Raw genomic sequence first — 26,174 nt, forward strand, 5'->3', positions numbered from 1 at the left:
GGGGCTACGCCACCCGACGGTATCCAAGGGGACGGTAGGCCTCTAAATCGGGTTTGCGTCCAGGAACGCGCGGATCTTCGGCACCAGCACTTCATGCTTGTCTTCCAGCACGTAGTGCCCGGCGTCCACGAAGGCGTGCACCTCGGCCTGCGGCAAGGCCGCCTTGAAGCCGGCCAGGAAGTGCTGGTCGAACACGAAGTCGCGCAGGCCCCAGCCGATGAAGGCCGGGCGGTCGGCGTATGACGGCAGCATCTGGCCGGACCGCTCCAGCAGCGACCAGGCCTTGTCGGCCGGCGACAGCGGGATGTCCTGCATGAAGCGGATGGTGCCGATGCGGTTGGCGTAGCTGTTGTACGGCGACACGTACGCGCGGCGCACGTCCGCCGGCATCTTCCGTTCCACGCCCAGCCATGAGGCACCGGACGAGAAGGCGTTGAAGGTGCGGATGATCCACTCACCGATCTTCCAATGCCGGCCCAGCGCGATCTGCCACGGCATCTTCTTGGCCGCCGGCATCGGGAAGGCCGCGGTGTTGAGCACCACCAGGCGCTTGACCTGGGCATGGTGCGACAGCGCCCAGCCGAAGCCGATCATGCCGCCCCAGTCGTGCACGGCCAGGGTCACCGGGCCGGTGATGCCCAGGTGCCGCAGCAGCGCGTCCAGGTCGTCCACGCGCGACTGCAGGGTGTAGGCGTAGTGCGCATCATCGGGCTTGTCCGACTGGCCCATGCCGATATGGTCGGGCACGATGCAGCGGTACCGGTCCGACAACCCGGCCACCAGGGTGCGCCAGTAATAGCTCCACGACGGGTTGCCGTGGACCATCACCACCACCTCGCCGTCGCGCGGGCCTTCGTCGAGGTAGCTCATCGACAGGCCCGGGCGCACCTCGAAGCGCTGCGGATGGGCGGGGTAACCGGGAAGCTTGGACATCGGATCGCACCTGTAAAAAGGGCCGGTAGTACCGGCCCCTGGATTCAACGCCGTGGACGGCTTACCAGACCACTTCGGCCATCGAGCAGTTCAGGCCCGAGCCGATGCCGAGCAGCGCGATGCGGTCGCCCTTCTTCAGCCGGCCCAGTTCCTTGAGCTTGCTCAGCACGATCGGCACCGAGGCCGGGCCGATGTTGCCGTGCTCGCCGAAGATGGTCATGACCTTCTTCGGGTCGATGCCGAAGTTCTTGATGAACGCAGCGGTATGCGGCTGGCTGACCTGGTGGATGACGAACTGGTCCAGCTCGTCCACCGCCCAGCCCAGGGCTTCGCGCGCGGCCACGAAGGTCTTCTGCGCCAGCTTGATGCCTTCGATCAGCAGCATGCGGGTGTCGGTGACCATGCGGTCCAGGTTGCCGCGGCACAGCTGGTTCCATTCGGTGGCCGAACGGGTCACGCCACCGCGGTAACGCGGCGCGTCGGGCACCAGTTCGGTACGCGCCATCACCATCGCCGCGGCGCCGCAGCCCAGGGTCAGCGCAGCCATCTCGTTGCGGAAGTCGTCGGCGGTCACGCCCGGCAGGGCCATGCGCTCGAGGGTCTTCTCGTAGACCAGGTTGGCGGTTTCGCCATCGACGATCAGCGCGTAGTCGATCTCGCCGCGCTCGAGCATGCGCGCGGCGATGTCCATACCGTTGATGAAGGCCAGGCAGGCATTGGCGACGTCGAAGGTCATGCACTGGTCGGTCACGCCCAGGTTGCCCGAGACGATGCTGGCGGTGGACGGCTCCAGGTAGTCGCGGCTGACCGAGGTGTTGACCAGCAGGCCGATCTTGTCGGCGCCGATGCCGGCGTCTTCCAATGCCTTGCGGGCGGCCAGGGTGGCCGCGTCGGAGGCGAGCATGTCCGCATCCCACAGGCGGCGGGCATGGATGCCGGCGATGTCGCCGAGCACGTCGGTACGGATGCCCAGACGATCCAGCGTCGGCTGCAGACGTTCGTTGATTTCCTTGGACGTCAGCGTGTGCGGCGCGTCGATGTGCGCCAGGCCGGCGATAGAGACATTCTTGAAGAGCATCAGTTAGCGCCAAGGCTCAGGCAAAGGGGGCGCTATTGTAAGCCGGCGCCGCCTTCACCGCACCTTTACGAATTCACACCGGGGCGTATGGTGCCGACCGGTCCGTGAAGGGTTCAGCGTGGCGGGCACTGGAAGGCCAGGAACCGCTGGCTGCCGTCGGCCGGCAACCCGGCGGCCTGGACCGCATTGGCCCCGGCACTGGGGGCCTCGTTGCGCGCCAGGGTTTCCAGTTCTTCCTGCACGCGCAAGGGGTTGCGGTTGTAGAAGGCCACCTTGCTCTTGACCGTCACCACCACCTCGCCCTTGGCCTGGCAGCCGCTGGGCACCTGCCCGGCCGGCAGCACGCGCACGGTCTTGCCCACCGGTTCGATCGGCACCCAGGTGCAGGCGGTGGCACTGAGGGTGAGCAGGGAGAGCAGGAGAATGCGCATGCGGGAGACCTGGCGGGACGACAGAGGGAAGTGTGCCGGAAACGGCTGAATCGGGGGTGATGGGGGCGCCGGGCGGTGGCCCGGCCCCCCATCGGGTGGCATTGTTGAGGGTGCCGGCCAGCGGCCGGCCGAACGAGCATGTGTCTGGAGGAGAGCCCCCCTGAGTCAGGGGGGCGCGCCGAAGGCGCGGGGGTGTGGATGCTGGTGAGTTGGCCACGATCCGCATGCAGATCGTGGGAGCGTCAGCGCGATTGCGCTGCCGCGTCCCGCAGCACCTTCCCGTCGGCATCGATCACCTGCACCTCGCCAAGATTCAGCGCGCGCACTTCCTTTTCGGTCTGCTTCAGGTCGCCCACCACCACCCAGGTCAGGGTGGCCGGATCCAGGGTGGCCGCGGCCTGCTGCACCTGTGCCGGGGTCATCGCCTCGATCTCGGCCTTGCGCTTGAACACATAGTCGTCCGGGCGCTGGTAGCGCACGATGCCGCTGATGGTGCCCAGCACCGCGCTGGCAGTTTCATACGCACCGGGCAGGCTCAGGTTCTGGATGTTGCGGATGCGGCTGACCTCGGCGGCGGTGGCCGGCTTGGCGCCGCTGGCGAACTCGGCGATCTCCTTGCGCATTTCCTGCATCGACTCTGCGGTCTTGTCGATCTGCACCGGCGCGCGCGCCATCCACGGGCGCTGCCCCAGGGTGTTGCTGGCGCTGCTGCCGGCACCGTAGGACCAGTGCTTCTGCTCGCGCAGGTTCATGTTCAGGCGCGAGGTGAAGTCGCCGCCGAGCACGCCGTTGGCGATGTCCAGGCGGGTGCTGCCCGGATCGGTCGAGGAGGGCACCACCTGGCCGGCGAACAGGTTGGCCTGCACCGCGCCGGGCTGGTCGATCAGGTAGACGCGCGCCCTGGCCGGGCGTGCCACCTCCACCGGGGGCTTGGCCTGCGGGGCGGTGCCGGTGCTCTTCCAGTCGCCGAACTGGCGCTCCAGCAGCGGCACGATGTCCTTCAGCGTGGTGTCGCCGACCACGATCAGCGTGCCCTGCTCCGGGCGCAGCCAGTCGTTGTGGAAGTCGACCAGGTCGGCGCGGGTCAGCGAGGTGATGTCGGCCTCGTTGCCGCTGCCGGTGAACGGAATCGCATACGGGTGGCCGGCGCCGTACAGCAGCGGCGGCAACACGCGCATCGCCACCGCGCTGGGGTTGACCTTCTCCTGGTGGATGCCGGCGATCCAGGTCGCCTTGACCCGGTCGATCTCGCTCTGGTCGAAGCGCGGCTGGCGCAGCATGTCGGCATACAGGGCCAGCGACGGGGCCAGGTTCTCCTTCAGCGCCGACAGGTAGACGCTGGCGCTGTCCAGCGACGCCGAGGCGCCCAGGCTGGCGCCCAGCGCATCGGCGGCGTCGGCGAAGGGCAGCGCGCCGAGCTTGCCGGCGCCTTCGCCCATCAGTTCCATGGTGAAGTTGGCGGTGCCCTGCTTGCGGCCCTGGTCGGCGGTGAAGCCGCCGGGGAATTCATAGCTGAACTGCACCACCGGGATGTCGTGGCGCTCGGCCAGGATCACCCGGGTGCCGTTCTTCAGCGTGGCGCGGTGCAGCTGCGGGAACTTCAGGTCCGGGAAGGTCCTGGTCTGCGGCACGCCGCTGCTGCGGTCGACCTGGGTGGGCAGGGTGCTGAATTTGGCGTCCACCGCCGGCACGGTGAACGGCTTGGGCGTTGCCGACGGCAACTCGGCCAGCGCCACCCGCGCGCCCGGCTCGACCACGATGGTGTGGTCGCCGGCGCCCAGCCAGGCAGCGCCCACCTTGCGCACGTCGGCGGCGGTGGCTGCGTCGATGACGGCCAGAGAACGGCGGAAGCAGCCCGGGTCGCCTTCGTAGACGGCGCACTCGGCCAGCGCATCGGCCTTGCCGCCGAAACCGCCGATGCGTTCGATGCCGCGGATGAAGCCGGCGCGGAACGCGGTCTTGCCACGGCTGAGTTCGTCGGCGGTGGGGCCGTCCTTGATCAGGCGCTGGATTTCTTCATCGATGATCGCCTCGACCCTGGCCGGGTCCACGCCCTGCTTGACCGTGGCCATCACCACGAAATTGGAGCCCAGCTGCGAGCTGTAGGCGCCGGCGCTGATGTTGTCCACCAGCTGGTCCTTGTGCAGCAGGCGCTGGTCCAGGCGCGAGGACTTGGCCCCGCCCAGCACCTGGGCGAACAGCTGCAGCTGGTCGATGTCGGTGGTGCCGACCTGGGCCACGTTCCAGGCGCGGTAGATGCGTGCCTGCGGCACCTTGTCGGTCATCACCTCGCGCGTGCTCTTCTCGCGCTTGGCCACGTCGACCTTGGGCTGGGCCATGCTCGGGCCGGCCGGGATGTCGCCGAAGTAGCGGGCGACCTTGTCCTTGGCGGTGGCCAGGTCGATGTCGCCGGCCAGCACCAGCACCGCGTTGTTGGGGCCATACCAGGTGCGGAACCAGGTCTTGACGTCATCCAGCGAGGCGGCGTTGAGATCGTTCATCGAGCCGATCACGCTGTGGTGGTACGGGTGCCCTTCGGGGTACATGGCGCGGGTGAGCTTTTCCCAGACCTGGCCATAGGGCTGGTTCTCGCCCTGGCGCTTTTCGTTCTGGACCACGCCGCGCTGTTCGTCGAGCGCGGCCTGGTCGATCGCGCCGAGCAGGTGGCCCATGCGGTCGGACTCCATCCACAGCGCCATGTCCAGCGCGGTGGTGGGCACGTTCTCGAAGTAGTTGGTGCGGTCGGTGTTGGTGGTGCCGTTCTGGCCGGTCACGCCCACCTGCTTGAACGGTTCGAAATATTCGCCGCTGTGGTTTTCGCTGCCCTGGAACATCAGGTGCTCGAACAGGTGCGCAAAGCCGGTGCGGCCGGCCGGTTCGTCCTTGCTGCCGACGTGGTACCAGACGTTGACCGCCACGATCGGCGCCTTGCGGTCGGTGTGCACCACCACGCGCAGGCCATTGGGCAGGGTGAACTGCTCGAACGGAATATCGACCTTGGCTGCCGCAGCCGGCCTGGCCTGCACCGGGGCCGGCGCGAAGCCGCCCAGGGCGGCGGAGAGCGCTACAGCCAGCAGCGCGGCACGCGGACGAAACTGGACGGTCATCCCGATTCCTTGGTCATGAAAGTGAAGGCCGATGCTAGCGCGGGACTCCCTGTAATGGCATCGGCCAACAGTCATTGCCCTGGTAGGGGAAATCCGGGGCAACGCCCGGCCCGGCAAGCCGCAGGCACGGCGGTGACCGCGGACAGGCCGCTGCCGAAGCGGACAGTTGTCCGGACAGCGGACACTCGGAAAATATCAAAAACCCTTTTGAATCAATGGCTAAAAGTTGGCACGAAGCCTGCTTCGTGTTGGGCGTGGCAAACGGCGATCAAACTGAAACTGACTTTTCGCTGAACAAAAGCAAGAAAAACGAAATTGTTCTTGCAAGCCCCGAATAGGTGTACTACTTTACTACCACACCACTGCTCACCAACACTAAACAGGCCCGCCATGAACACCAAGACCATCGCTATCGCCATCGCCCTCGCCGCCGGCACCGCGTTTGCTTCCAACGTCCATGCCACCACCACCACCACCCTGGACAGCGTGCAGGTGCGTCCCTCGGCCGACCAGATCGCCCAGGCCGCCATCGAGCGCAGCAGCGCCATCCCGACCCTGGCCGTGGTGGAAGTGCGCCCGACCGCCGGCCTGATCGCCGACTACCGCGCCGAACTGGCCGGCAACCGCAGCATCACCACCCTGGCCGCGGTCGAAGTCCGCCCGACCGCCGACCAGCGCCAGGCGCTGGCTGCCGAACAGGCCAGCGACCGCGGCTACGTGGCGACCCTGACCGCCGCCGCCACCGCGGTGGCCCATGAGGTGATCATCAACCTGCCGACCCTGCAGGTGCGCCCGTCGCCGGCCGACCTGCAGGCACTGGCGCTGGAAACCGCTGCCTCGGTGCTGGCCCGTCCGTAAAAGCGGCTGAGGAATACCGACTAACAGTCGGTATCTACTGTCGGTTCCTGCCACGTTTCGCGTCGGCGTACACTTTGCCGATGACTGCCAAGCCTACGTTCCATGTTGTGTTGTTCCAACCCGAGATTCCGCCAAACACCGGCAATGTGATCCGCCTCTGCGCCAATACCGGCGCGCGGCTGCACCTGATCGAGCCGCTGGGTTTCGACCTGAGCGACAAGCAGCTCAAGCGCGCCGGCCTGGACTATCACGAATACGCACGGCTGCAGGTGCATCCGGACCTGGATACCGCCCTGCAGGCCATCGCACCCAAACGCCTGTTCGCGCTGAGTACCCGCGGCAGCGTGCGCTATGACACCCCGCAGTTCGACGATGGCGATGCGTTCCTGTTCGGCCCGGAAACCCGCGGCCTGCCGCAGGACCTGCTCGATGCGCTGCCCGATGGCCGCCGCCTGCGCCTGCCGATGCAGCCGGACAACCGCAGCCTCAACCTGTCCAATACGGTGGCCGTGGTGATGTACGAGGCATGGCGCCAGCGTGGATTTGCCGGCGGGGTGTGACATTGCGTCATCGCGTGCCGACCAACGGTCGGCACCTACCGGCCGCGTAGCACCTGACCGTTGGGGTAGCACCTGACCGTTGGTCAGGTGGCCCTCAAAACGCATTTATCCCGGTCAGCTCGCGCCCGATCACCAGCTGGTGCACGGTCTCGGTGCCTTCATAGGTGATCACCGACTCCAAGTTCAGCGCATGCCGGATCGCCATGTGTTCGGTGGTGATGCCGGCGCCACCGAGCAGGTCGCGGCATTCCCGCGCGATGTCGATGGCCATCCGGCAGTTGTTCCACTTGGCCAGACTGACCTGCTGCGGCTGCAGCTGCCCGGCATCCTTCAACCGCCCCAGCTGCAGTGCCAGCAGCTGCGCGGTGGTGATCCGCCGGGCCATGTCGGCCAGCTTGATCTGCGCACTCTGCGTGGCCGCCACCGGGCGACCGAACAGCACGCGCTGCTTGGTGTAGTTCAAGGCCTCGTCCAGGCAGGCCACCGCCGCGCCGATCGGCCCCCAGCTGATGCCGTAACGGGCCTGGTTGAGGCAGCCTAACGGGCCCTTCAGGCCCTGTACGTTGGGCAGGCGGTTGCGCTCGGGCACGCGCACGTTGTCGAAGAACAGCGCACCGGTCAGCGACGCGCGCAGGCTCATCTTGTGCTTGATCTCCTGGGTGGTGAAGCCGGCCATGCCCTTCTCCAGCACGAAGCCCTGGATGCCGTCCTCGGTATGCGCCCAGACGATGGCGATGTCGGCCACCGGTCCGCTGGTGATCCACATCTTGCTGCCGTTGACCACCCAGTCGCCGCCGTCGCGCACCGCGCGCGTCTTCATCGCCGCCGGGTCCGAACCGCCGTGCGCCTCGGTCAGGCCGAAGCAGCCGATCACCGTGCCGGCGGCCATGTCCGGCAACCAGCGCAGCCGCTGTTCTTCGCTGCCATAGGCGAAGATCGGGTACATGCACAGCGAGCTCTGCACGGACACGAAGCTGCGCAGGCCCGAATCGCCGCGCTCCAGCTCCTGGCAGATCAGTCCGTAGCTGACCGCATTGAGCCCGCCGCCGCCGTACTGCTCTGGCAGGCTGCAGCCCAGCAGGCCCAGGGCGGCGATCTCGGGGATCAGTTCATCCGGGAAGCGCCCCTGGTCGAACGCATCGCCGATGATCGGCAGCACGCGCTGGTCGGTGAAGCGTGCCACCGTGGCCTGCACGGCGCGCTCCTCCTCGCTGAGCAGGGAGCGGACATCGAACAGGTCGTAGGGATTGAGTGACATGGCTACCGGGGCATCGTGGCGTAGAACAGGCGCCCATTGTGGTGCCTGCCGCCCCGGCGGGCCAAGGCGGGCCGCAACACGACCTACAATGCCAGCCTTCATTCCGCCCTGGAGCGATGCCATGCAGATGCGTAGCGGCCTGAGCCGGCCCTGCAGCAGCGCGCCGACTTCGATGACGCACTGCAACATGGGTTGCCGGCAACCTCGACGACCTAGGCGGAAACGCCGCGTCCCGTTACCCTGATGCCCTGATCCAGCCGTTGCGCCGTGTGTTTCGCGCGCGATTCCCAGGCAACCGCCGCGGCCTTGGCCGGCGGCACTACCCAAGAGTTACGCACCCCCATGAGCGAACAAACCACCGCCCTGCCCCCGCGTGAAGCCATGGAATTTGACGTGGTGATCGTCGGCGCCGGCCCGGCCGGGCTGGCCACGGCGATCCGGCTGCGCCAGCGCGCCGTCGAAGCCGGCCGCGAGCTGTCGGTATGCGTGCTGGAGAAGGGCTCCGAGCCCGGCGCGCACATCCTGTCCGGCGCGATCATGGACACCCGCGCGCTGACCGAACTGTTCCCGGACTGGGCCGAACGCGGTGCCCCGCTCAGGCAGCAGGTCACCCGCGACGAGTTCCTGTTCCTCAGCCCGGACGGCGCGCGCAGCACGCCCAAGGCATTGCTGCCGGAGTGCTTCCACAATGAAGGCAACTACATCATCAGCCTGGGCGAGGTGACCCGCTGGCTGGCCCAGCAGGCCGAAGCCCTGGAAGTGGCGATCTTCCCCGGCTTTGCCGCAGCCGAAGTGCTGTACGACGACAACGGCGCGGTGATGGGCGTGGCCACCGGCGACATGGGCATCCGCAAGGATGGCGCGCACGGCCCCAACTTCGAGCGCGGCATGGAGCTGCATGCCAAGTACACGATCTTCGCCGAAGGCTCGCGCGGCCACCTGGGCCGCCAGCTGATCGCGCGCTACCAGCTCGACGCCGGCAAGGACCCGCAGGCCTACGGCATCGGCATCAAGGAACTGTGGCAGATCGACCCGGCCAGGCATGAGCCGGGCCTGGTGGTGCATACCGCCGGCTGGCCGATGGACAGCGACACCTATGGCGGTTCGTTCCTGTACCACGCCGACGGTGGCAAGGTCGCCGTCGGCTTCGTGGTGGGGCTGGACTACCGCAACCCGTGGCTGAGCCCGTTCGAGGAGTTCCAGCGGTTCAAGACCCACCCGGCGATCCGCAAGCACCTGGAAGGCGGCAAGCGCATCGCCTACGGCGCGCGCGCGATCACCGCCGGCGGCCTGTTCTCTTTGCCCAAGACGGTGTTCCCCGGTGGCGCGCTGGTCGGCTGCGAGGCCGGTTATCTCAACGCCAGCCGGATCAAGGGCAGCCACGCGGCGATCAAGACCGGCATGCTCGCCGCCGATGCGGCGTTCGACGCGCTGGCCGCCGACCGCCAGCGCGACGAACTCAGCGCCTACCCGGCCGCGTTCGAGGCCAGCTGGCTGCACGACGAGCTCAAGCTGTCCAAGAACTTCAAGCAATGGTTCAAGAAGGGCCGCACCGTGGCCACGCTGATGACCGGCATCGAGCAATGGCTACTGCCCAAGCTGGGCGTGCGCAACCCGCCGTGGACCCTGCGCCACAGCAAGCCGGACCATGAGTGCCTGGAACCGGCCGCGCAGCACGCCAGGATCGACTACCCCAAGCCGGACAACGTGCTGACCTTCGACCGTCTCAGTTCGGTGTTCCTGAGCAGCACCAACCATGAAGAAGACCAGCCCAGCCACCTGACCCTGAAGGACGCCGGCGTGCCGGTGCGGGTCAACCTGGCCGAATACGCCGGCCCCGAAGCGCGCTACTGCCCGGCCGGGGTGTACGAGTTCGTCGGTGCCGATGGCCACGAACAGCTGCAGATCAACGCGCAGAACTGCGTGCACTGCAAGACCTGCGACATCAAGGATCCCACCCAGAACATCGTCTGGGTGACCCCGCAGGGCGGTGGCGGCCCGAACTACCCGGCGATGTGATGCGATCGGCCTGCGGCCATTGGTCGCAGGCCGCCGCCAGGCCCGGCAGGGCCGGGCTGGCTATCATCGGCCGCTGTTGCCTGCCTTGCGGTTGCCTGCCATGCATCTCCCCCGCCTGTTCTGCCTGACCGTGGCCAGCCTGTGCCTGGCCGCCTGCGCACGCACACCGCAGACACCCGAGCAGGCGCACCAGCAGGAACTGCAGCGCGCCTTTGCGATCTGCGCCGGGTGCCACACGGTCAACCCGGGCGGCGTGCATCGCTTCGGTCCCAACCTGTATGGGGTGATCGGGCGGCGTGCCGGCAGCCTGGCCGACTATCCCTATTCGCCGGCCATGCGCCAGGCCACCATCAGCTGGAACGAACAGACCCTGGACGCCTTCCTGCGCGCGCCGGCCAGCGTGGTGCCGGGCACGCGCATGGTCAATGCCACCGCCGACCCGCAGCGCCGACGGCAGGTGATCGAGTACCTGCAGCAGGCCCGCCAGGCCACCACGGACGCCGCATCAGGCCTGCAGTGAATCCAGGTAGGTGCGCAGCAGCCCTTCGAACGCCTCGATGTCGGCGCTGCACACCGCCACCCCGTGCCGATCGGCCTGCTGCATCAGCGCACGCGCCTGCTCGGCCAGCTCGCCGGCGCCCAGCGTGCCCAGACCGCCGACGATGCGATGCAGTACCTGCACGGCGGCCTCGTTGTCGCCCTGCTCGCGCGCGGCATGGCCACGCTGCAGGTCTTCTTCGGTGGCCGTGCGCATGCTGTCGATCAACACCGTGGCCACGTGTTCGGAGCCGAAGCGGCGCACGATCGCCGCGCGCGTGGGCGCACTGCCGAGCGGGGCCGTCTCCGGTGGCGGAGCCTCCACCGCCACCGGCCCGGCGCCCGGCTGCGGCAGCCAGCGCAGCATCGCCTGGCGCAGCGTGGCCAGTGCCACCGGCTTGGCCAGCAGGTCGTCCATGCCGGCCTCGCGGCAGCGTTGCACGTCCTGCGGCAGCGCGCTGGCGGTCAGGGCGATCACCGGCAACCGCGGAGTGCCGCGCTGGCCATTGCGTTCGCGTTCGCGGATATGCCGGGTGAGCGTGTAGCCGTCCATCACCGGCATCCGGCAGTCGGTGATCACCAGGTCGAAATGGCCGTGTTCGAGCAGGGCCAACGCGGCCTGGCCGTCCTCGGCCAGTTCGTGCGACAGGCCCAGCTGCTGCAGGCGCCAACGCATCAAGGCCTGGTTGGTGGGATGGTCTTCGACCACCAGCACCCGCCGCTGCAACAGCGACGCCGGCAACGGCGGCACCTCGGCGGCCGGCCGCGGCGTGCCGTCGTGCTGTTGCTCGCCCGGCACCACCGGCAGCGGTAGCCGCACCACCACCTCGGTGCCCTGGCCGGGCACGCTGTGCATGTCCAGCTCGCCGCGCATCAGCCCGACCAGGCGCTGGCAGATGCTCAGGCCCAGGCCGGTGCCGCCGTACTGGCGGGTGATCGATGCATCGGCCTGGGCGAACGGCTTGAACAGGCGGTCGTACTGGTCGGCGGAGATGCCGATGCCGGTATCGGTCACGCTCAGGCGCAGCCGCTGCGCGCCTTCCTCGTTGAGCTCCACCGCCAGGGCGATGCCGACCGTGCCGTGGTCGGTGAACTTGATCGCATTGCTGAGCAGGTTGAACACGATCTGGCGCAGGCGCAGGCCGTCGGCCAGGTGCATCGGCGCCACCGCCTCGTCCACCTGCAGGCCCAGCGCCAGCCCCTTGGCCGAGGCCTGCGGCGACAGCAGCTGCTGCACGTTGTCGAGCAGGCCGCGCAGCGATACCGGCTCAAGCTCCAGCGGCAGCGCACCGGCCTCGATCCGCGAATAGTCCAGGATGCCATCGAGGATATGCCGCAGCATCTGCGCCGAATCCTCGATCACCCCGATGATGCGCCGCTGCTCGAGGTCCAGCGTGGTGTGCGACAGCATCTCCACCATGCCCAGCACCCCGCTCATCGGGGTGCGGATTTCATGGCTCATGGTCGCCAGGAATTCGGACTTGGCCGCCGTGGCGCGCTCGGCGGCGGACTTGGCCGTGGCCAGGGCCTCGGCCTGCGCGCGCGCCTGGGTCACATCCACCCAATAGCCGCTCCACAGCACCGTGCCGTCTTCGGCCGCATACGGCAGCGCGCGCGAACGCACCCAGCGTTCCTCGCCACGCGGGCAGGTGCGGAACTCCATGTCCAGCGCGCCCAGATCACGCGCGGCCTGCTCCAGGGTCTGCCGCACGCGTTCGCGGTCGCGCGGATCGATCCTGTCCCTCAACCGCGCCTCGTCGGCCATCGCCTCGGCCGCGCTCAGGCCGAACAGGGCATCCATGTCGCCGGTGATGTAAGGGAAGGAAAACACCCCTTCGCTGTCGCGCCGCGCCTGGTAGACGATCGCCGGCAGGTTGTTGGTCGCCTCCTGCAGGCGCTGCTCCAGCCGCCGCCGCATCGCCACCTCGCGGCGCAGCCGCCAGTGCCCCCAGCCATGCACCGCCAGCGCGCTCAGCAGCACCAGCGCCAACGGTACCGCCCAGCGCGCCGGCGCACGCCAATCCATCGGGCTGCGGTACTCGGCCGACAACCAGTCGCCGCGGATCGCCTCGTGTTCGCGCGCGGTCAGGTTGATCAGCAGGCGGTCGAAGGTGGTGGCCAGCGGCGCATATTCGCGCTTGACCGCCAGCGACAGGCGGTCGTTGAAGCCGGCCGGGGCGCTGACCATCAACTGCGCGGGATACCGTTCGCGCACGATCCGGTCGACCAGCGCCAGATTGCCGATATAGGCATCGGCATCACCGTTGGCCAGCCGCGCCAGGGCCTGCTCGGCGCCCCGCGCCGGCACGATGCGTGCGTTCGGCGCGTGCTGCAGGATGTAACCGCGCAGGCGTTCGGGATCGGACAACAGGATGCTGCGGTGGTCCAGGTCGGCCAGGTCCAGCACCATCGGGCTGCCACGGCCCACCACGATGACGTTGGGCACGGTGATGAAGGGCTGGCTGAACACCCAGCCCTGGCCCAGGTAGGTCGAATCGTTGGGGATGCCCAGCACCGCATCGACCTGGCCGCGACGCACCTGCTCGCGCACCTCGAACCAGTCATGCGCCGGCGCCCGCTGCAGCTGGGCACCGGCCATGCGCAGCTGGCGCAGGTAGTCGCCGGCCACGCCGCTGGGCTGGCCATCCTTGTCGACGAACGACAGCGGCGCCGCGCCGGGCGCAAAGCCCAACCGCAGCGGCGTGGCCAGCACGCGCTTTTCGGCATTGCCCAGGATCAGCCGCGACTGCGTGGACCAGTGCAGCGGGCGCAACCAACGCTGCGCCACCGCATCGCGCTGCGCCGGGGCCAGCGCCGCCAACGCGCTGTCCAATGCCTCGGCCAGCGGCTGCTTGGCGTTGGGCACGCCGAAATGCAGGCGCTCGGGGGGCAGGTCGCTGGGCCGCAGCAGCGCCACCTGTTGCAGCGCATGCTGCTCGATCATGGCGTTGGCGACCTGGGCGTTGCCGATGTAAACATCGGCCTGGCCGCGCGCCACCATCGTCAGCGCGGCCAGGGTATTGGCCGCGACCACCCGGCGCGCGCCGGGAAAGCGCGCGCGGACCTGGTCGCTGGTGACGAAATCCTGTTCGGTGACCACGCCCAACCCGTGCAGGTCCGGGTCGGTGGAGGGACGGGTATCGTCGGGCCGGCCGACCAGCGCCAGCGGCGCATCCACGTAGGGGCGGGTATAGACCATGCAGCGGCTACGGTCGGCGGTCAGGGTGATGTTCATCACCACATCGACCTCGCCACGGCAGGCCGCGTCGAGCACCTCGCTCCAGCTGCGGTACGTGCGCACCTTGACCTGCACGCCGAGCTGCCGGGTCAGCGCGTCCAGGTAGTCGTAGCCCAGCCCGCGCGGCCGGCCATCGCGCATCGACTCGAACGGCGGCCAGCCGCTGTCGTACAAGCCCAGGATGATGGTAGGGTGCCGGCCAAGCCATTCGCTCTGGCGAGGTGAAAGCGACGGCGTAGTGGCGGCCGGGCCGGCAAGGCAGGCAGGTGCGGCCAGTGCCATCGCCAAGCCCCACAGAACCAGCCAGCGGACAACCAGGGTACGCATGCTGTCTGATCCCCGTAGAATGTTGTTTCCCCCACGGCACGGCCCGAACGGCGGCTGCCTCACAGGCAATACTAGTCCATGACCCTGCGCATTATCATCGCCGATGACCACCCGGTCGTCCGGATCGGCACCAAAGCGGTGATCGAGACCAGCGGTGTCGGCCTGGTGGTGGCCGAAGCCAGTAGCGCCGATGAGCTGCTCACGGCATTGACCTCCCATCCCTGCGATGTGCTGGTGACCGACTATTCGATGCCCGGCAGCCACCAGGCTGACGGCTTTGCCATGATCGGGATGATCCGGCGCCGCTACCCGGACTTGCCGGTGCTGATGCTGAGCGTGTCCAACAACCTGGCGATCCTGCGCATGGTGGTGGCCACCGGCGTGCTCGGCCTGGTCGACAAGACCTCCTCGATGGAAGAGCTGCCGCTGGCGATCCAGACCGTGCAGCGCGGCCTGCCCTATGTCAGCCGCACCCTGAAGGAACGCATCGACGCGATCGGCACCAAGAACGTCGACGATATCGGCACCAAGCCGTTGTCCCCGCGCGAGGTCGAGGTGCTGCGCCTGCTCGGCAGCGGCCTGACCGTGAAGGAGATCGCGCTGCAGCTGCACAAGAGCGTGAGCACCATCAGCCGGCAGAAGGGCGATGCGATGCTCAAGCTGGGCCTGAAGGGCGACGCCGAGCTGTTCGACTACCTGCGCGACGGCGAGATCTGACCCCGGCCTTGGCCGCCCCCCCCCCCTGTGACAGCGCCACCGGATGTGCCATGATGGCGGCCGATGAGTTCCATGTGCGAGGTCGAAGGAATCGGCCGGCTCATCACCGCGCTTCCCCGTCACGGGTCGGAGCGTCCCCATGCGTCGGCCTTCCTGTCCGATGCCCGCAGAACCATGGAGAGGTGCATGACAATCCTTCCGGAAACCCGCTTGGGCCCTGCCCGCCCGCGCCTGCGCGCGGCGTTGGCCGGCCTGCTCGTGTCGGTGTTGGCCAGCGCATGCAGCCCTTCGACTTCGACCGCGTCACCACAGGGCGCGCCCGCGCCACGACAGGATGTTGCCCCGATGCAGAGCTCCCCTACTCCCGCCGCCGTCGCCACGCCGCCCGATGCCGGCAGCGTGCTGTACTTCATCTACCAGGTCGACGGCGATGGTGCCACCTCGTATGAAGTGGCCAATGGCAGCGTCGCCACGTTCTGGTTCGGCCATGCCTTCGAGCTGGCGGGAACCCGCTATTACACCGGTCTGGCCTGGAACACGCCGAACAAGTACGGCAAGCCCGGCGAAGACGATGCCGGCCCGGAAACCCAGGTCACCCTCACCGAAGCCACCTTCACCCTGACCGGCACCAACCCGGCCCGGCCGTGGGTGTTCAAGGGCATGGAGCGCGACATCGGCCACATCGGTGCCTACGGCAACCCGCCGGCCATCGACAGCAAGCGCAAGCCGATCGAGCACCGCACCCCGGCCGGCAAGCTGCTGCTGGCGGTGCCCAGCACCAGCGTCGATGCCGGCAGCAGCATCGACGGTTACGAGATCCTGCTGTTCAACCCGGACTACGCGCAGGACAACGACGACCGCGTATGGGCCTACCTGGGCTCGGTCACCACCGGCGAGGACAATGCCGCCGCCTGCGACGACGGCCAGGTGACGCCGTGCATCAGCAGCACCGGCCAGCTGGGCTTCACCGCCGTCGCCGGCAGCGACCTGCCCGCGATCAGCGTCACCTACACCGGTACCACCTTCGCCGGCCCGGACGCGACCCGCCCGCTGGGCGCGCAGGACACCACGCAGTACGGCTACGACGCCGCCGCCAAGGCGTACGTAAAGAAGTAAGCAGCACGCAAGACCTGTTGACCGACATGTTGATGACTCATGGATGAGTCCGGTTGGCGTAGCGCGGCAAAGGCCGCTCAATCCACCCCAGAGGAAGACGTCATGGCACAACGTGACTACAGTAAAAAGGAAGTTCTCGACATCATCGAGCAGGTCGCACAGCGCAAGGGCATCCCGAGCGAGGATTTCCTGCGCTTTGCCCATATCGAAACCGGCGGCCGCTTCGACGAGCGCGCCCACAACGCGCGCACCGATGCCAAGGGCCTGTTCCAGTTCCTGCCGTCCTCGGCACGGCAGTACGGCCTGGCCGGCCATGAGTACGACCCGACCCGCAACACCGAAGCGGCCGCGGACATGTTCCAGCGCAACCTGACGGACATGGAGCGGCGGCACGAGCGTACCGGGCATCCTTACCTGTCCGGCGAAGACAAGCCGAGCGGGCTGGACCTGTACCTGGCCCACCAGCAGGGCGCGGCCGGCTACGGCTCCATCCAGACCGCGATCGCCACCGGCACCTTCGGCGTGGTGCGCGACGGCCATGGCGACCGGATCGACATGCGCCCGCGGATCATGGGCCAGATCGGCGATGACGTGCAGGCACTGACCGGCCACACCCGTGCGGAAATGCGCACGATGAACGACCGCGACCTGGCCAGCAGCTTCGCCCAGTACTACGACCGCAAGTACGACGCGATCAGCATTCCGGAAAAGAACATCGCCGCCCATACCGAGACCCAGGCCCGCCCGGCACCGGTGCAGGCCCCGGCCGCGCCGACCCAGACCGTGACCCCGCCGGCCGCCACCCCCGGCGCTGCCGCCGTGGCCGCAGGTGCGGCCACCGTAGCCGCTACCGCCACCGCGGCGGCCGGCCCGGACAAGCCCGGCATCAGCCTGGATGCGGCCTACAAGGCCGGCGTGCAGTACGACGACGTCAAGTACGCGATCAACATTCCGTCCAGCCAGTACTACCGCGGCAACGGGGTGACCGGCAAGAACGTCGACCAGGGCTACATCGACTGCTCCGGCTGGGTCGGCACGCTGCAGAACAAGACCCAGGACGAGATCAACCGCAAGGCCGGCCACGACGTGTTCAGCGCCGCCGACCAGATCAAGCTGGGCTACGCCGGCTCGGGCACCATCGTGCACAACGCCTACAAGGAATCGGGCGTGCTGCTCGACCGTGCCGGCATCATGAAGCCCGGCGCGCTGCAGGAAGGCATGGTCATCGGCCTGGACACCGCGCAGACCAAGCACGAGCACTGGAAGGGCATCGACCACATCGTGATGGTGGTGCGCGACCCGAACACCGACAAGCTGCTGATCAGCCAGTCTTCGGGCAGCAAGGGCGTGCACACCATGCCGGTGGAGGACTACCTCAAGCAGGTCGAGAACCACCCGAACTGGAAGATCTACGCCTCCGACCCGTTGTCCAAGGGCCGCCACCTGCTGGAAAGCCAGAGCCTGGAACGCACCCAGGACCAGTCCGCGCCGGCCCAGGATGCGGCGGGCAAGCGCGGCCATGCGCAGCCCGAACAGGCCCAGGGCGGCGTGCACAAGCTCGGCGCGGACAACGAGCAGGTTCGCAAGACCCAGGAAAACCTGGGCTGGCTGGGCTATGTCGGCGCCGACGGCAAGCCGTTGACCGAAGATGGCAAGCTGGGCAAGAACACCGAAGCGGCCGTGCGCCAGTTCCAGCGCGACAACGGCCTGGACAGCGACGGTGTGATCGGCCCGAAGACCGCCAGCGCGATGCAGCAGGCCCGCGAGCGCCCGCTGCTGAGCGATGAGCGCCACCCGCAGAACCCGATGTTCAACCAGGCGGTGAAGGGCATGGAAGGCCTGCCGGCGGGTACGTTCAAGGACCGCCACGCACTGGAAGCCGCCGCGGCGGCACTGACCCAAGATGCCAAGGCCGCCGGCCTGTCGCGCATCGACTCGGTCGTGCAGAGCACCAATGGCGAACGCGTGTTCGCCGTGCAGGGGCAGATGAACGACCCGGCCATGCAGCGCGCGGCGGTGGACATGAAGGACGCCACCGAACGCAGCATCGCCCAGAGCAGCGGCGCGGTGCAGGGCCAGCCCAATGTGCTGCACCAGGCGCAGGACCAGCAGCAGGAACAGGTGCGCCAGACCCAGAAGGCGATGGGGCACTGAGTGGAGCGGGCATGGAAGCCTGCGAAGGGCCGCGCATTGCGCGGCCTTTTTTTGTTTCGCCTATTTGCGCGAACTCACCTGCGAGCTACAGCCTCAGATCAACGGCAGTGACCGACGAATGCGCTGATTGGGCTGGCGCGGGTGGGTTGGCGGGACACGCCGTGAACCCCGCTCCGCGGGCCGGCCCAGCCGCTGGCGGCTGTGCGTTCGGGCGAATGCGAGGCAGTGCCTCGCAAGCGATCCGCCCTCACCCTTGGGGGCTTGGCGAAAACATCCATGTTTTCGACAGTCCCGCCAACCCACCCGCGCCAACCCTCCACACATGGCTGGTGCGCATGGGAAAGCGTAGATCCGAGCCACGCTCGGACAGCGCGATGCCGAGACGATGCGTGTCCGACCATGGGTCGGACCTACCTGTGACGAGGTTGCCAGGAACTGGAGCAACGTCAGACCGTGGTCAGACAGCTGTTGCTGTTGCCCGTGATTTTGATATTGATCTACCTCCCCCTTGGAGCGAGCCGAGCATCGCAATCCCATGCGTCCATCAACGGGCGCGTTGCGACGCGTTCTTCACTACGGAAATTCGTTGTTACGGAGGCGCGGGCGTGTTTTTTGGTTACTTTCTTGCACGAGCACCAGCGCCGCAGGAGCGGCGCGGAACAGCGTAGCTGGCCCGTAGGGTGGCGCACAGGGATGTGCGCCATCAGAAAGTGACTCGGGGCACGAAACGCTTTTGAGTTTGTCCGCGAAGCGGAAACAGCAACGCCAATGCATCCAGACAATGGCCGGCTGTAGTCCCGCACATAGGCGAAGAACCTTTTTTGTTTCTTCACCCCATGCCGGCCGTAGCGGCCGGCCTTCGACGCGCTTTCAGCGCCGCTTCATCCGTCCTGCCGCTAGATGAATACGCACGCTGGGCAGCGGTTGGCGGCAATGTTCCGACAATGTTGCAGCCCCAGCGTGGTAGCCAAGGCCGGTAGGCGCAATGCGCCGCTCCTGCCGACCGTGGTAACACCTGACAGGAGAACCGATCATGCTCACCCTTTCCAGCTTCAGCATCCGCGGCCTGGCCATGGCCCTGGCCCTTACCGCCGGCCTGGCCACCGTCGGCGACGCCAGCGCGATGTCGAAGAAGGACAAGCGCACCGTGATCGGTGCGGTGGTCGGTGGCGTGGCCGGCCACCTGATTTCCAACGGCGATACCGCCGCGACCGTGGGCGGCGCAGTGGCCGGTGGTGCGATCGGCAACCTGACCACCCGCGACAACCGCGACCACCGCTATGACCGTCGCTACGACCAGCGGTACAACCAGCGCTATGACCAGCGTTACGACCAGCGCTACGACCGCCGCTATGGCTACGAGCGCGGCTATGACCGTCGCGACGAGCGCCGCCGCTGGGAACGCGAACAGCGCGACCGCCGCGACTGGGACCGCCACCACGGGCGCGGCTGGTAACCCGGCCGGAAGCAACGGCTGAACACTGCTGCTGCGGGCGGGTCGATGACCCGCCCGTTTGCGTTGTGGGGGCAACCGCCGGCGGACGCGCTACGCTAGCGGCCCCCCGGCACCCGTGCGCACGCCCCGACCGCTTTCCGATGAACGACGACAACCACCTCGTGCAGGGCCTCAACAACGATGCGGTGGCCGCCGACTGGCCGCCGCTCACCGCTGCCGAGATCACCTGGCTGGGCGGCCGCTACCGGCAGCTGGACGGCCCCTGCCCGTTGCTGTGGCACAGCCCGCGGCCGCTGTCGGCCGCGGCCATCGTCGGCACCGCGACCGGGCCGGTGTTCATCAAGCGCCACCACGGCAGCGTGCGCAGCGCGGCGGTGCTGGGCGAAGAACACCGCTTCATCGCCCACCTGGCCGCACGTGGGATACCGGTGGTGCAGGTGCTGCACGCCGCCAACGGCGACAGCGCGGTCGAACACGACGGCTGGACCTATGAGCTGCACAGCCTGGGACGCGGCCAGGACCTGTACCGCGACGCGCCCTCGTGGACGCCATTGGCCGACCTGGGCCAGGCGCGCCAGGCCGGGCGCATGCTGGCCCGGCTGCACCAGGCCGCCGCCGACCATCACGCGCCCCAGCGCAGCACCCACCTGCTGGTGGCGCGCGACGACCTGATCCGCGCCGACGATCCGCTGGCGCTGCTGCGCGCCGGCCTGGCGCAGCGGCCCGGCCTGGCCGCCTACCTGGCCGGCCAGGACTGGGAGCGCGACCTGCAGCGCGCGGTGCTGCCCTGGCACGCGCGCCTGGCCGGCCGGCTGCAGGACGAACCGCGGCTGTGGACGCACAACGACTGGCATGTCTCCAACCTGCTGTGGTCCCCGGCCGGCGCCGGGCAAACGATCGAGACCGTGCTCGACTTCGGTCTGGCCGCACCGACCAGCGCCCTGTTCGACCTGGCCACGGCGATCGAGCGCAATGCGATCGCCTGGCTGGAAGTGGACGCTGCAGCGCCGGCCGCGCGCGTGGACATCGCCCTGGCCCTGCTCGAGGGCTACCGCCAGGTGCTGCCGCTGTCGGCCGCGCGGGTGCGGCTGCTGGCCGACCTGCTGCCGATCGTGCACCTGGACTTTGCACTGTCCGAAGTAGAGTACTTCCAGGCCATCACCGGCTCGCCGGCCAATGCCGACGTGGCCTACCACACCTTCCTGCTCGGCCATGCCCGCTGGTTCAACGGCGCCCAGGGCCAGGCCCTGCTGGCGGCGCTGCAGGCGGCCGCCTGAGCCGGCGCGGGCAGAGCCGCGCCGATTGTGGTGAAATAGCCCCTGAAGCGGGGGTGCCTGGATGACCAGGCTGAGAGAGTCCCTTGGAACCTGATCCGGTTTGCACCGGCGTAGGGAGCTTTGTGCAGTGGGTGCAACGACCGGATGGGTCGGCGTGCGCGCGCCGTCGCTTCGTCTCTTTGGCTGATGACGAATCGAATGAACCGCTGCTACCGACCCGCGCTGTTGACCGTCGCCCTGTGCACTGCCCTGCCGCTGTACGCCAGCGACACTGCCGCCGACGCCCCCGAACGCTCCCCGACCGAACTGGCCGCCGTCCGCGTGCAGGCCCGGCAAGCGGCTGTCGCCGCGCCCCAGTCCAACAGCTTCGGCAGCGGCGACTGGAAGGACACACCGGCCTCGATGACCGTGCTCGACCGCAGCCTGCTGGACCGCCGCCAGGTGCGCACGCTGTCCGAGCTGGCCAGCAACGACGCCTCGCTGGGCGACAGCTACGCCCCGGTCGGCTATTACCAGAACATCGCCATCCGCGGCTTCCCGCTGGATACCGCCACCGGCTACCGCTTCAACGGCCTGGGCATCGCCGGCGAGCAGCGCCTGGCGCTGGAGAACGTGCAGCAGGTGGAGATCCTCAAGGGCGAGGCCGGGCTGGCCGCCGGGGTGATGGCGCCGGGCGGCATCATCAACTACGTCGGCAAGCGCCCGGACGAGGTGCGCAACCTCACCCTGGCCACCGACGCCGAAGGCTCGCGCTATGCCGCGGTGGATGTCGGCCATTGGCTGACCCCGCGTTTCGGGGTGCGCTTCAATGCCGCCTGGGACGACGGCGCCTCCTACATCGACCACGCCGACGGCCGCCGCAATTTCTATGCGCTGGCCACCGACTGGTTGATCAGCGCGCGCAGCAAACTGGAAGTGGATGCCAGCTACCAGACCAGCGCGCAGCGCTCGGCCTCGGGCTACCAGCTGCTGGGCGCCAGCGCCCTGCCGCGTGGCGTGGACCGCAGCCACATGCTCGGCTACCAGCCCTGGCAGGAGCCGGTGGGCATCGACAGCACCAACCTCAGCGCGCTGCACACCTACGACTTCAACGCCGACTGGCAGTCGCGTGTGTCGGCCGGCTACAGCCGCTCGGTGATCGACGACAACGTGGCCTTCGCCTACGGCTGCTACTACGCCGCCGCCTGCGCCGACGGCAGCGTGCCGGGCAACTACTTCGCGCCCAACGGCGACTACGACATCTACGATTACCGCAGCCCCGACGATACCCGCCGCAACCTGGAAGCACGCGCCGAACTGCGCGGCCGCTTCCAGGCCGGGCGCGTGGGCCATGAACTCAGCATCGGTGCCGATCGTTTCGAGCGCACCGTCGACAAGCGCCGTAACGTCAACGAGTACGTGGGCACGGCCAATATCCACGATGCGCAGGTGCCGGTGTTCGACCCCTCGCCGCTGCAGCCGGGGCCGTCGTTGCGCCGCCTGGACAGCACGCAGACCGCGCTGTTCGCCATGGACCGCATGCAGTTCGGCGATCACTGGCAGTGGTTGGCCGGTGGGCGCTTGGTGCGTCTGGACGAGCGCGCCTTCGACAAGCGCGGCAATGCCGAACGGCACAGCACGTTGTCGCGGTTCCTGCCGCAGACCGCGCTGGTCTGGAAGGCCACCGATGCGGTGAATGTATACGCCAGCTACGTGCGCGGCATTTCGCTGGGCCAGGAAGCCCCGTTCTGGACCTCCAACGAAGGGGCGTTCCTGGCCCCGGTGCTGTCGCGCCAGGCCGAAGTGGGCGTCAAGTACGCCCGCTCCGATGCGCTGACCCTGGGCGCGGCCGTGTTCCGCACCTCGCAGCCGTTCCAGTACGCCAAGCCCGACGGCAGCGACGCCGGGTACACGTTCGTTGCCGAAGGCCAGCAGACCCACACCGGCCTGGAGCTGACCGCCAACGGCCGCATCGCCCAGGGCCTGGTGCTCAACGCCAGCGTCAGTGCGCTGCAGGCACGCGGGCGCGGCACCGGGACCGCGCTCTACGAGGGCCACCAGCTGGTCAACGTGCCCAAGCTGCGTGCCAGCGTGCAGGCCGACTACACGCTGCCGTTCGCCACCGGCCTGGCGCTCACCGGCGGCTGGCGCTACGCGTCGGCCAACGCCGCCACGGTGGACGGCAGCGCGCGCGCGCCGGCCTATCACGTGGTCGACCTGGGCCTGCGCCTGAAGCACACGCTGCGCGCGCGCCCGGTAACCTGGAACCTGTCGGTGGACAATGTGTTCGACCGCTTCTACTGGCGCGATACCGGCAGCACCGCCGGCGACTACTACCTGTTTGCCGGGGCGCCGCGCCAGGCACGGCTGTCGGTGACGTTCGGGCTATGAATCCGGCGATCCTGGAATGGTCGGCGGTGGCTTTCAGCGCGCTCGGGGTGTGGCTGATGGCACGCCGCTGGATGCTGGCCTGGCCGGTCGGGCTGGTGTCGGTGGCGCTGTATGCGCTGGTGTTCGCCGAAGCCAGGCTGTATTCGGACACCTTGCTGCAGGTCGTGTTCGGCGGCTTCCTGCTGTACGGCTGGATCAGCTGGCGGCGGCAGGCGCAGCAGGACGGTGCGATCGTGATCGTCGCGTTGCCGCGGCGGCAGCTGCTGCGCGACCTGGGCGTCGGCGTGGCGTTCGGGATCGCGCTGGGGGCGCTGATGCACCACTTCACCGACGCCGCGCTGCCGTGGCTGGATGCGATGCTGGCCGCACTGAGCCTGGTGGCGCAGTGGTGGCAGGCACGCCGGCACAGCGCCAGCTGGTGGCTGTGGATCGTCGTGGACGTGGTCTACGTCGGCATGTACCTGGTCAAATCGCTGCACCTCACCGCCGCGCTGTACGTGGTGTTCGTGGCGCTGGCGGTGATGGGGCTGCGGGCGTGGACCGCGGCGGGCCGGCGTACCGCGCTGCCGGCCGTGGTCGGGCAGCGCTAGCGGCAACGGCCTGCTGGCCGCTTCAGTCGGCCAACAGCCGCAACGGTGCGGCGCCCATCGCCGGGTCGGTGGTGCCCGGCCGGCCATCTTCGGCACGGCCGGCCAGGCGCTGCCAGACGCCGGCTTGCTGCAACTGCAGGTCGTACCAGCCGGCAGTGGGCGCGGCATCCCAGACGATCTGCGTACGTTCATCGGGCTGCAACTGCAGCTGGCGTGCGGGCATCTGCGCGGCGTAGGCACCGGCGGAAATGCCGACCGCCTGCGCGGTCGGGCCGGGATTGTGCAGCTGCAGGCGCAGTCCCGCCGCAGTGCGCTCGACCGCAGCAAGCACCGGCGCGGCCGCCGTGGCCGCGCCGCGGTAACGGCGGTGGAAACCGTTGGGGCCCAGCAGCCACAGGTCGTAGCCGCTGCCCTCGTGCAGCGCCCAGCGGCCCTGCAACGGCATGCCCGGGGCGAGCGTATAGCGGCGCGGTATCGCCTCCAGCTGCAGCATGTCGTAGACGTGCAGCACCGCCGGTGCGCCCTCGCAGGCCAGCTGCAGGGTGACCACCGCCGCATCCACGGCAATGCCCACCTGCGGGCGGTACGGCAGCGCGCGGGCCGGGCGCATGCCCGGTTCCTGCTGCGCCGGTGGCAGGCTTTCGGGCAAGGCCGGCACCGTGCGCCCCGGCAGGGCGGCCGCGCGCGCGGCAAGGGCGGCGGTGGCCGGCAGCGAGGCGAGGAAGGGCCGCGTATCGCGATGGGCGAAATCGAAGGCGCCGGTGAGGTCGCCGCAGACCGCGCGGCGCCACGGCGACAGCGCCGGCGCGGCTACGCCGAAACGGCGCTCGATCAGGCGGATCACCGAGGTGTGGTCGTACACCTGCGAATCGACCCAGCCGCCGCGGCTCCACGGCGAAATCGCATACAGCGGCACGCGCGGGCCAAGCCCGTACGGGCGGCCACGCAGGTCCAGCGGATCGGCCTGCTCGTTGCCGGGCGAGGCGTGCTGGTGGTACTCGCCGTCGGTGGCCACCGCCGAGGCACCCGCCCAGCCGCCGGCCACCGAAGCATCGGGCGATGGCGGTGCCGGCGGTGGCATGTGGTCGAAGAAGCCGTCGTTCTCGTCGAACATCAGCAGCAGCACGGTGCGGCTCCATACCTGCGGGTCGGCGGTGAGCGCATCGAGTACGCGCGCGGTATACGCCGCGCCCTGGGCCGGGCTGGACGGGCCGGGATGCTCGCTGCCGGCGGCGTCGGCAATGATGAAACTGACCTGCGGCAGCTGGCCCTTCAGCACGTCCTGGCGCAGCTGGGCCAGCCCGCGCGTGCTCACCCCACGTTCGCGCAGGGCCGCATCGTGGCCGGGCGCCGCACGCCAGGCCTGGCGGAAGCGCTCGAAGCCGGCCAGCGGGTTGTCGGTGAAGTTGTCGGCCATGTCCTGGTAGATCTGCCAGTCCACGCCGGCACGCTGCAGGCACTCGACATAGCTGGTCCAGGTATACGAATCGGGGTGGCCGCCCAGTTCGGGAAAGTTGTCGTGCGAGTTGGCCACCGCCGGGCCACCGCCACGTGCATGCGGATCGTTGTGCCCGGTCCACAGGAACAGGCGGTTGGGATTGGTGCCGGCCTGCATCGCGCAGTGGTAGGCATCGCAGACGGTGAACGCCTCGGCCAGGGCGAACTGGAACGGCAGGTCGGCGCGCCGGTAGTAGCCCATCGCATGGTCCTGCTTGGCCGCCGGCCACTGCCCCATGCGCCCGTGGTCCCAGGCGCGCTGCGCGTCGGGCCAGGTGTGCGGAGTGCCTTCCACGCGCATGACCCCGAACTGCGCGGCGGTATCCAGCGCGAACGGAGCGATGGCACCGGTACCGGCGGCGTTGGGCTGCAGCCACAGCGTGCGCGGCGGCTGGCCCGGCTGCAACGGCGCGGCCGGGGCGACGAAGCGGTCGCCGAAGCCGCGCACCCCGGGCAGGGTGCCGAAGTAATGGTCGAACGCGCGGTTTTCCTGCATCAGCACCACGATGTGCTGCACGTCCTCCAGGCTGCGGCTGCGCGCGTCCGGGGCGATCGCTGCTGCCCGCGCGATGCTGGGCAGCAGCGCGCCGACTCCGGCCGCCATCCCGCCCTGCAGCAGGCGGCGGCGGGCGGGGTCGGCGACCGGCGGAC

At 68.7% G+C, this 26,174-nt stretch carries 18 protein-coding genes and 1 riboswitch; of the genes, 11 read left to right on the plus strand and 7 right to left on the minus strand.

Annotation, left to right across the window (positions count from 1 at the left end):
- Positions 1-42: 42 nt before the first annotated feature.
- The 4 genes from IC535_RS00740 to IC535_RS00755 form a co-directional block, all read right to left on the minus strand.
- Positions 43-933 (minus strand): alpha/beta fold hydrolase, encoded by an 891-nt coding sequence (locus IC535_RS00740; protein ID WP_228884652.1) that lies wholly within the window; start codon positions 931-933, stop codon positions 43-45.
- 61 nt (positions 934-994) lie between these two features.
- Entirely contained in the window at positions 995-2,011 is a 1,017-nt protein-coding gene (locus IC535_RS00745) for a 3-oxoacyl-ACP synthase III (protein WP_228884653.1), read from the minus strand.
- A gap of 113 nt (positions 2,012-2,124) precedes the next feature.
- Positions 2,125-2,442, minus strand: coding sequence for a DUF4156 domain-containing protein (locus tag IC535_RS00750; RefSeq protein WP_228884654.1), 318 nt, complete (start codon positions 2,440-2,442; stop codon positions 2,125-2,127).
- 242 nt (positions 2,443-2,684) lie between these two features.
- Positions 2,685-5,549 (minus strand): M16 family metallopeptidase, encoded by a 2,865-nt coding sequence (locus IC535_RS00755; RefSeq protein WP_228884655.1) that lies wholly within the window; start codon positions 5,547-5,549, stop codon positions 2,685-2,687.
- Between the two features lie 390 nt (positions 5,550-5,939).
- On the opposite strand from IC535_RS00755, the gene IC535_RS00760 reads away from it, so the two are divergent.
- Both IC535_RS00760 and trmL read left to right on the plus strand, forming a co-directional pair.
- On the plus strand, positions 5,940-6,407 hold the full coding sequence (locus IC535_RS00760) for a hypothetical protein (protein ID WP_228884656.1): 468 nt from the start codon (positions 5,940-5,942) through the stop codon (positions 6,405-6,407).
- Between the two features lie 80 nt (positions 6,408-6,487).
- Positions 6,488-6,967, plus strand: coding sequence for a tRNA (uridine(34)/cytosine(34)/5-carboxymethylaminomethyluridine(34)-2'-O)-methyltransferase TrmL (trmL, locus tag IC535_RS00765; RefSeq protein ID WP_228884657.1), 480 nt, complete (start codon positions 6,488-6,490; stop codon positions 6,965-6,967).
- Positions 6,968-7,061: 94 nt separating this feature from the next.
- Here the strand turns inward: trmL and IC535_RS00770 are convergent, their stop codons facing one another.
- Positions 7,062-8,225: an acyl-CoA dehydrogenase family protein gene (locus tag IC535_RS00770; RefSeq protein WP_228884658.1), complete on the minus strand. Its 1,164-nt coding sequence runs from the start codon at positions 8,223-8,225 to the stop codon at positions 7,062-7,064.
- Positions 8,226-8,567: 342 nt separating this feature from the next.
- Here IC535_RS00770 and IC535_RS00775 point away from each other — a divergent pair, with 342 nt between their 5' ends.
- Both IC535_RS00775 and IC535_RS00780 read left to right on the plus strand, forming a co-directional pair.
- Positions 8,568-10,244: an electron transfer flavoprotein-ubiquinone oxidoreductase gene (locus IC535_RS00775; RefSeq protein WP_228884659.1), complete on the plus strand. Its 1,677-nt coding sequence runs from the start codon at positions 8,568-8,570 to the stop codon at positions 10,242-10,244.
- Between the two features lie 100 nt (positions 10,245-10,344).
- Positions 10,345-10,764, plus strand: a complete 420-nt coding sequence (locus IC535_RS00780; RefSeq protein ID WP_228884660.1) for a c-type cytochrome — start codon at positions 10,345-10,347, stop codon at positions 10,762-10,764.
- On the opposite strand, the gene IC535_RS00785 is transcribed toward IC535_RS00780, so the two are convergent.
- Positions 10,750-14,346: an ATP-binding protein gene (locus tag IC535_RS00785; protein ID WP_228884661.1), complete on the minus strand. Its 3,597-nt coding sequence runs from the start codon at positions 14,344-14,346 to the stop codon at positions 10,750-10,752. The two genes, IC535_RS00780 and IC535_RS00785, sit on opposite strands and share 15 nt — an antisense overlap.
- A 78-nt stretch (positions 14,347-14,424) precedes the next feature.
- Between IC535_RS00785 and IC535_RS00790 the strand changes: the two genes are divergently transcribed.
- From IC535_RS00790 to pnuC, 7 genes are all read left to right on the plus strand, one after another.
- Positions 14,425-15,063, plus strand: a complete 639-nt coding sequence (locus tag IC535_RS00790; RefSeq protein ID WP_228884662.1) for a response regulator transcription factor — start codon at positions 14,425-14,427, stop codon at positions 15,061-15,063.
- Between the two features lie 345 nt (positions 15,064-15,408).
- A complete protein-coding gene (locus IC535_RS00795; protein WP_228884663.1) occupies positions 15,409-16,179 on the plus strand; it encodes a hypothetical protein in 771 nt (256 codons plus the stop codon).
- A 102-nt stretch (positions 16,180-16,281) separates the two neighbouring features.
- Positions 16,282-18,333 (plus strand): peptidoglycan-binding protein, encoded by a 2,052-nt coding sequence (locus IC535_RS00800; protein WP_228884664.1) that lies wholly within the window; start codon positions 16,282-16,284, stop codon positions 18,331-18,333.
- 1,033 nt (positions 18,334-19,366) lie between these two features.
- A complete protein-coding gene (locus tag IC535_RS00805; RefSeq protein WP_228884665.1) occupies positions 19,367-19,789 on the plus strand; it encodes a glycine zipper 2TM domain-containing protein in 423 nt (140 codons plus the stop codon).
- Between the two features lie 140 nt (positions 19,790-19,929).
- On the plus strand, positions 19,930-21,066 hold the full coding sequence (locus IC535_RS00810; RefSeq protein WP_228884666.1) for a phosphotransferase enzyme family protein: 1,137 nt from the start codon (positions 19,930-19,932) through the stop codon (positions 21,064-21,066).
- Between the two features lie 39 nt (positions 21,067-21,105).
- Positions 21,106-21,200, plus strand: a riboswitch (TPP riboswitch).
- Between the two features lie 64 nt (positions 21,201-21,264).
- Positions 21,265-23,436 carry a TonB-dependent receptor gene (locus tag IC535_RS00815; RefSeq protein WP_228884667.1) on the plus strand — a complete coding sequence of 724 codons (2,172 nt, stop codon included), beginning with the start codon at positions 21,265-21,267 and terminating at the stop codon, positions 23,434-23,436.
- A complete protein-coding gene (gene pnuC, locus IC535_RS00820) occupies positions 23,433-24,026 on the plus strand; it encodes a nicotinamide riboside transporter PnuC (protein WP_228884668.1) in 594 nt (197 codons plus the stop codon). Before IC535_RS00815 ends, pnuC begins: the two co-directional genes overlap by 4 nt.
- A 22-nt stretch (positions 24,027-24,048) precedes the next feature.
- Here the strand turns inward: pnuC and IC535_RS00825 are convergent, their stop codons facing one another.
- Complete coding sequence (locus IC535_RS00825) at positions 24,049-26,127, minus strand: phosphocholine-specific phospholipase C (RefSeq protein ID WP_228884891.1); 2,079 nt, start codon at positions 26,125-26,127, stop codon at positions 24,049-24,051.
- Positions 26,128-26,174: the final 47 nt, after the last annotated feature.

Source organism: Stenotrophomonas rhizophila (assembly GCF_020857975.1).
In the GTDB taxonomy this organism is placed as follows: domain Bacteria; phylum Pseudomonadota; class Gammaproteobacteria; order Xanthomonadales; family Xanthomonadaceae; genus Stenotrophomonas; species Stenotrophomonas rhizophila_C.